At 60.7% G+C, this 7661-nt stretch carries 5 protein-coding genes; all 5 read left to right on the top strand.

Going from position 1 to position 7661, the window contains the following annotated elements; all coding sequences use genetic code 11:
- Positions 1-168 precede the first annotated feature (168 nt).
- On the top strand, positions 169-447 hold the full coding sequence (locus tag GYH35_RS34430; protein ID WP_202624997.1) for an ATP-binding protein: 279 nt from the start codon (positions 169-171) through the stop codon (positions 445-447).
- Positions 448-1190: 743 nt separating this feature from the next.
- Complete coding sequence (locus GYH35_RS34425) at positions 1191-1454, top strand: PadR family transcriptional regulator (RefSeq protein ID WP_202624996.1); 264 nt, start codon at positions 1191-1193, stop codon at positions 1452-1454.
- The gene (locus tag GYH35_RS34420; protein WP_161830751.1) at positions 1451-2263 is read left to right on the top strand and encodes a hypothetical protein; all 813 of its coding nucleotides are present in this window, start codon (positions 1451-1453) and stop codon (positions 2261-2263) included. The genes GYH35_RS34425 and GYH35_RS34420 overlap by 4 nt, the downstream gene beginning before the upstream one ends.
- A gap of 582 nt (positions 2264-2845) precedes the next feature.
- Positions 2846-5569: a TonB-dependent receptor domain-containing protein gene (locus tag GYH35_RS34415; protein ID WP_161830750.1), complete on the top strand. Its 2724-nt coding sequence runs from the start codon at positions 2846-2848 to the stop codon at positions 5567-5569.
- A gap of 442 nt (positions 5570-6011) precedes the next feature.
- Positions 6012-6830: a FecR family protein gene (locus tag GYH35_RS34410; RefSeq protein ID WP_161830749.1), complete on the top strand. Its 819-nt coding sequence runs from the start codon at positions 6012-6014 to the stop codon at positions 6828-6830.
- Positions 6831-7661 lie beyond the last annotated feature (831 nt).

The raw sequence follows: 7661 nt of genomic DNA, 5'->3' as shown, positions 1-7661 counted from the left end.
CAAAAAGCCGTCATCCTCGCCCAGGTGGGTCACTTTTACTTCGGCGGGGGTGGGTCAGTTTTACTCCGGCGCTAACAGATAGCTACGGCTTCAACCTGCCATCGGCGCACCGGAGTAGCAGATACAGAATCTCGCACATTCACCTTCGTCGAGCGTGCAGAGAACGTTGTGCTGCTTGAACCCTCTGGAGTTGGCACCGGCCATCTGGCGATGGCGCTCGACTACCGTGCGGTGATGGCAGGCACCAAGACGCGCTTCATGACCGCCGCTGATCTGATGATCCAGCTCGCTGCAGCCAAAGCTCAAGACCGACTGAAGGGACACCAATCGGCCGTTCCGGCCTCAAGCTGCTCATGGTCGGTGAGATCGGAGTATGTGCCGTTCGGCCGTGACGAGGCGGCCCTGTTCTTAAACGTCGCCTGCAATACTACGAAGGCGGCACCATGATCCTCACAAGCAACTTGCCATTGCGCAACGGGCGACGCACTGGCTGACGCCCAAACGCTCACGGCAGCGCTCTAGGTCGGCTGCTTCACAGCGCGCATCGCCAGTGAGAGCTATTACTCAAAGATAAGCGCAAGGCAGGCTCGATCAAGGCCGTAGAGAATAAAGGTTCGATAGCAGGTACCCGGATGGGTCAAATCCACTTCTGGGTTTTTTGGCCGGAGGGCAAAGTTCCAATCGACGTTTACACTTATGCGCTACTTCACACTCTCCAACCTCCGTTCCTGAAGCCGGAGTCTAGCGCCGCCCGCTCCCATGGTAGCCGAGCACGCAGCCGGGGAACGACAGTGAGTACCTGCGCCAAGATTACTCAAGCAAACTCGACCGCCACTACGCACGCCACTACAGGCCCAGCTAGACGCACACGAAAGGAAGATTCCGAACCAATTCTCCCACCTTTCCTCCCTCTCGCCCACAAGCCATAAATCGTGTTTATCACAGATCGCCGTGGCGACCGATGAAAGGCACAGACGCTCGGAGGATCGCATCTCCATGTGACCGCATGCTCGCTCACAGAGGACAGTGGACGTCACATTCAGAACGCAATTGGCAGATTCACGGTCGATGGGTGGCCTCTCGTAGATGCCACAAGTGATGTTGCGCGCTCCCTATGTAGGCTTACTACATTCTCACCGCCTTCAGGAGTTGCCGTGAGTGAGCCTCGTGTAAGCGCAAAGGGTGCCGCTGTGCTACGCGCCTTCATTGATGCGGCGCCGAAGCCGCTAACCGGCGCGGAGCTGATGGATCTGCTCGCGATCGCTTCCGGCAGCATCTATCCCATTCTGGCGCGCTTCGAATCCGCGAAATGGCTGACCAGTGAGTGGGAACGCGGAGCTCCCGTTCAACTCGGTCGGCCACGACGTCGCTATTACACGCTGACGGCGCTCGGTGCAAGAAAAGCCCAGACCCAGCTCGAATTTATTATGCGAGGAGCGCCGCGATACGCATGATGGAAGTCATTTTGGCATTCATAAAGGCCCTGATGAGTAAACTCCTCTCTGAGGAAGTCAACGTGTCCCTGTCCGCGTTGGCACGATGGCTAGCGCTTCGCACATCTCGTCTAATCATCGGCTCACAGCGCGAACGTTATGCAGAGGAATGGTTAGCGGATATCGAGCAGTGCAAGACGCCGCTTCGCAAATTCCTGTTCGCGCTTGACTTGTGGCGTAGCGCGCTCGTCATTCGCAACCACGTGCTGTATCCAGGACAAGCGCTGTGTGATCGCATGTGTGTCCGAGCGGCCGACGTGTTCGTGGGAGGCAGCGCCCTAATTATCTCGTTCCCTGCCGCGGTCCTGATCCTGCTCGTCATTTGGATCTGCCAAGGGTTCCGAAAGCCCGTGACGAGCCATGCACGCCTCACGGCTGACGGCCGCCTACTGATCGTCTCCGAGCTACGGGTGTATTTTCGACTAGATCACCCACGCATCCCGCCCTGGTTTCGCGAACTCGTGTCCGCCTTGCACATGGACATTCTGCCCGGACTTTGTTTCCTTCTCACAGGACGGCTGTCTGTCGTCGGGCGAGAGCTGCAGGAGTACCGAACGAGAGGACAACATTCGTCTCTTGAGATCAACGATGTGATCGCGGACTGGACCTCCCCCATCAATCACCTTCCCGAAGCAGAACTGATTCGCCTCGCGAGAACGCCGGGACTGGCGAGCGGCGCCGAGTTTGCCGACCTCGTGCCACACTCGGGAATCATCTCCTTTCGCATCTACTGTGCGGTAATCCGGCGCATCCTCAAGACCAACTACTGACGCCGACTGCGGATAGCGCCCCCCTCTCACGACACCGGCCGATCAAGAGCGCCCACGCGGCGCGACGGCTTGCCTCTTCCTGCACACGCTTGGTGTCCATCACTCGCTGGCGTCGCGAGTATCGTCAGATGCTCTTCCGCCAGCTCACGCATGGCGTGTTGGTCCTATCGCACGCGTCGCCATGCGCAAGTGCTTTCCCAGCTACACCTCTCGGCATCGATCGATAGCTCGGCGTGACGCTACGTTGCCGGCTCCAAGCAGCGAAAATCGCATCGCGGCAGCGCTCCCCCGCCGCGGAAACTCTCTAGAGCTCAACGCCTCCGTTGATCCGGTCAAACGCACCAACGATGTGCACAGCTGCGTGGCGTATTCCCGATCTTTTCTCGTCGCGCGCTAGTCGCTGTCGACTGGGCAGGATCACACAGTGCCGCCACATAAGCACACGTAATGGGTATGTCAGGGAAGAACGCCGTCGGTTGCTGGCCGCTCGCTCTCTTCCTCGGCGTGCACTCTGTCAGCGGCTTTGCAACTCCCGCGAATGACCCACCCGCTCGGGACCATGCGGCCGAGGTGCGCTACACCTTGGAGGGCGACCAGGCGTTGGCCCGCGACTACGCGGAGAACGTTCGCTCCTCGACCGGCTATCCTGCGGACCCGGGTGCCTGCGGCAATGTGATGCTGGGTCCCCTGCCGCCGGGTGAGTACACGGGCGAGGAGGCCTGGCGCACATTGATCGCACCGTTGTGCACGATCAAGCAAGTACCTGAGGGGATCTCCGGGCGCATGCGCTGGGTTGCCGACATGAGCCAGTGCCAATGTAGCTTTGGCTTCCCGCAATACACCGGGCTGCAGTCTGCGCATGTGCTGGTGCAGGAACCGCCCTTGCCCCAGCTGGGGGACGCCATCCCAAGCGAAGTCGTGGTGCTGACCCGCCAGCGCATCGAGCAGACCGGTGCGGCCAGCGTGCTCGATCTATTGCGTTACTTGTCGCAGACCGCCTTTCATCGCGGCCGCGGCTTTCGCGACTCCGGTGCGCAATATGCGGAGCTGCGCGGCCTCGGCGCTGGCTACACGTTGGTGCTACTGAATGGTCGACGCACGTTCGGCAGCGCCACCAATCTCATCGTCAACGCCTACGATCTTTCCTATCTGCCGATCAGCGCCGTGGAACGGGTGGAGGTCAGCATGGACGCCAATTCACTGTTGCATGGCATGGATGCGATCGGTGGCATTGTGAATGTCGTCCTGAGGAACAACACCCCGACCGCTGCCAGCATCCGCTACGGACAGTCTCGCGGCGGCGGCTCGCAAAGTCAGGCATCGATGAGTGGCAGCCACCTCGGTGAACGCGGCCGCGTCGCGGTGTACGTCGATATCGAGAACGCCGAGGAGCTTCTCGGCCACGAGCGCGAGCGCTGGAACAACCAAGACTTTGGACGCTTTGGCGGCACCGACTTCCGCGCACCATTAGGATTGCCCGCCAATGTGAGATCGAGCGGCGACCAACCGCTGCCCGGCCTCGATTCTCCCATCGCCGCCGCTGCGAATGATCCACGCACAGGCGGCTTAACGTTTGAGGCGGGACGCCAAGACCGCACAAGTTTGCGTGCGTTTCAGGCGGTGGTCCCGGAAGGGTCGCGCGCCTCGTTACTGGCGACCGGCGCGCTCGTGCGTGGCGCCACGGTGGCCTCCCTTGAAGTGCTCGGCGTGCGTCGAGACAATGAGCTACAGCTCATGCCGACCTTCGTCCGAGACGCAACTTTGAGCGAGCGCCATCCCGAAAATTCCTTTGGGGTTCCCGTCAAGATCGACGCGGTGCTGGCGGGGTTGCCGGCCCAACGGCAGCACTATCAGACCACCTCGTTACGCGGCGTTGCTGCCCTCGAAGGCCCGCTCTGGCAAGGCGAGCGTTGGGGCGACTGGGACTATGCGGCCTACTTAACTCACTCGGATGAACGCACGCGCGCGCAGCTACGCAATGTCACCAATCCGGCCGCCGTGAGTGCCTCGCTCAACGCCGTCGAAGGCAGCGCGCCGCTCAGTCTGTATCGTCCGGTGTCCGTCCTGCCCGCGGCGCTGCTGAGCGCGACCCCGGTCGAGCGGTATCACGCGAGTGCCACTCACCTCAATGCGACCGTTCAAGGGGCGCCGTTCGGCGTGAAGACATTCCTGGGTGTCGAGGGACGCCTCGAGCGCATCGACTTTGACACGCGCCTGCGCGGGGCCGATCGCGTCATCCTCTCGACCTTCGCTCAGGCTCAGTTACCGCTCGACCTTCTGTGGCCAGGGGTCGAACGTCTGCAGGCATTGAGTTTGATCGCCGGCGTCCGTGCTGAGCGCTACAGTGACATTGGCGCAGAGTTCAAAAGCCAAATTGGCGCGCGCTGGGAACCTTCCAACGTCTGGCGCGTGCAAGTAGCCTATAGCGAATCCTTCCGTCCGCCTTCGTTAGTCGAACTCTATCTGCCGCCTCTGACGGCGCCCGCCACCCTCTTCGATGCGCGCCGCGGCGAAGTGGCGATGGTGACCCTGATCACCGGCGGCAATCCGAACTTGCGGCCCACGACTGGGCAGGCTCGCAGTCTGGGCATAACCTATCAACCGCGTGAGCAGTGGCGCTTCGCCGCCGAGTTTTGGCACATCAAGGTGCGCAATCACGTGTCATTGTTGGCACCGATGAGCTTGCTCACCCATGAGGATGAGGCCATTGAAGAGCGCATTAAGCGCTCAGAACAAACGCCGGCGGACGCCGCCATCCATCTGTGGGGGCCACTCGAGCAGTTGGATATTTCGCGCGCGAATGTCGGCGGCGCGCAGACGCAAGGCGTCGATCTATCGGCGGAGCTGCGGCTGGAAACGCCACTGGGCATATTCACGCCGCGACTCTCGGTGACGCTGACCGATAAGTTCGCCTATAGCGAGCTGCCGACCCGGTCAATTCGACTGGAAGATCGGACGGATGTGGCAGCGGAGTTAGGCACCATTCCTGCGCAACGCGGCGTTGTGTCACTAACGTATGAACGCGGGGGTTGGGAAGCGTCCGTGTATGCGCACCTGAAATCGTCCTATCACGATCGCAACCCGTTTACGGACGAGACCCTGGCGCGTCGCGTGGGTGGCCCGCCCCTCTGGGATCTGAGCATCTCGACACCGCTGGCCGCGAATCTGCGCTTCTCGTTCGGTGCCACCAACGTGTTCGATCGAGAACCGCCGTTTGCGAACGCCGGCGGTTCCCTTGGCTATGACACGTCGCAATATGAGCTACAGGGTCGAGTTCTTTATGGGATGCTCAGCGGTGCATTCTGACCAGCCCGGATAGGGTCCGCGCTGGAAATAGTTGTCTGGATATTCCACTGAGAACCAGTGTTGCCGCGTCTCCGTACGAGCATCGCCATACTCTACGATCTCGATCGAATCTTGGTGCTGCGCAGTCATGAGCAAGCCCTCCATTAGAAACGAGCGACGCGCCAAGGGTGTTGGCGCCTGTTGACCGGGTCAATAGTAATCGCGCAGCCGCTGCCCATCGCCGCAAACGATGCGCGCTGAGATTCAGGCGCGCCCCTCCGCCCATTGTTCACACTCGATTTCGTTATGTTACTTACGCAGTGCCGCGGGGTCGATGGCCCAGTTGATACGATCTGTGAAAAGACAACTAGAACATGTCGTGAGTTGAATCGCGGTATGCGGTGATGGGCGCCCGCAGACCTAAGTCAATTTAGTTATTCACAGACGAGCTTGAACTATGCCTATGCGCGACGATCTGAGCTTCTCGAAAAAGTGCCTCGCCTACCTGCGTCAAAGTTTGGGCCTACCGTTCTACCTCTACCAAAAATGCCTCGGCTACTTGGGTGGAAGTTTGGCCCTACTCGTCCACCTCTACGAAACCTGGCTCGTGATCTGGCGGGTGAACCAACAGCTGCAGGATCGTTCGCCCACAGCCGCGCGGGAGTCCGATAAAGCTGCAAAGAACGCCGACAAGGCAGCCAAGATCATTAGCGTGAATTGGTGGAAAGGCTCGTCGTACCGCGCCGCCGAATTCGCCATGCCGCGCCGCAGCCCGTGGATCCGCCGTGTCGCCGTGTTCGCAACGACCTCGATCGCCACGTTCGTTGTGGTCGCTGGGGCGAGCTACTTGAGTGCCGGCGTCACTTACGAGACAGCCGCCGACGAGACGCGCATAGCGCGGCTGACCGATGGGTCGAGAATTGAGTTGAAAGGCAGTGCCAAACTCAAAGTCCTCTTCAGTGCCGAGCGCCGGCTGATCCGACACATGGCCGGTCAACTCTTTATCACCGCCGCGCCGGATGCCCAACGACCACTGGTGATCGAAACGGCCTTAGCGGAGCTCGTATTGCCTGACATGGTACCGGGCGCGATGCTCGGCATCTGGGCGACGGCCTCCATGACCATCGTCACCGCCCACGGGAACGCGGTGCTCCTGTCCGTTCGACGAAGCGCCCGTCAAAAGATCCCGTTGCTGGTCAAGGTCCGACCGGGGAAGCCTTACCGCATCCCGCCGGAAGATTCGCGCACCGCCGCGCTATTGGGAACACGCCGATCGACCTGACCGCCGGCCGCGCTCGCGGTATTGTATGGACTTCGACACACGATCGTCGGCTACGCACACTATCGTTAGGCTAAACGCATCGCGAGAAAAGCATCGCGAGACAACGCAAGCACCGAGGCGGCTGGCTGATGGACGGCCAGTCGCCCCGCCAGCACGGCGCGTGTGCTCAGTAGCGATGCATCGCCTGAAGTGGGCCGTCATGTGCCGAGCGCCGACAAGCGAATGACTTGAATAGCACTTCCGCCCGCCTGTTTGCGTGGCGCACGGCGCGCGAAGTCACCTCGACAGTGCCGTGTCGCCTCACGCTGAGCGCAATGCGCTTGGAAATTTCATCGTAACGAGATTGCCGCCGCCCTCACGTCGCACTCGCATTGTAGGCGCTACTAGACCCAGACACCGGTGGAAGCGACTGTCCAGCCAGGCCCATCGTTTACACCAGTCCAGGTACATCCTTTACACCGGGACATAGGTAATTTTTTTGGTGCGCAGATCGATGCGTCCGAGCAGGTGCGCCATGAACCACACCGACCACAACCCATCATCGACTTCTTCCAGCGCGATCAAGTCTGAACATAAGGAGGTGGTGATGAAACGCAGCTTGCCTTGCCATTTGATCGCGCCATCGGTGCTAACCCGACGCAGCTGGACGCGAGCCGGGTATTCGGGCGTGGGCAGACGAGCCGGATACCCGACCGCAGAAGCACCGACGCCTGAGCGGAAGCGTCACATCCTGTGAATGGCTGGCCGATCTCAAAGATTGCGTCCCGGGACGTGGTGTACGAGTGAGGCGTGACCGCTGAAGCGGCGGTCACCGTGAGTCTTGATAGAGTT

Source organism: Steroidobacter agaridevorans, from assembly GCF_009932555.1.
In the GTDB taxonomy this organism is placed as follows: Bacteria; Pseudomonadota; Gammaproteobacteria; order Steroidobacterales; family Steroidobacteraceae; genus Steroidobacter; species Steroidobacter agaridevorans.
Note: the sequence above shows the minus strand (reverse complement) of the source record. Positions and strands in the feature narration are given on the sequence as shown.

Coding starts and splice junctions, on each gene's coding strand:
- GYH35_RS34420 (WP_161830751.1), top strand. CDS start 1,451: ATGATGGAAGTCATTTTGGCATTCATAAAGGCCCTGATGAGTAAACTC.
- GYH35_RS34410 (WP_161830749.1), top strand. CDS start 6,012: ATGCGCGACGATCTGAGCTTCTCGAAAAAGTGCCTCGCCTACCTGCGT.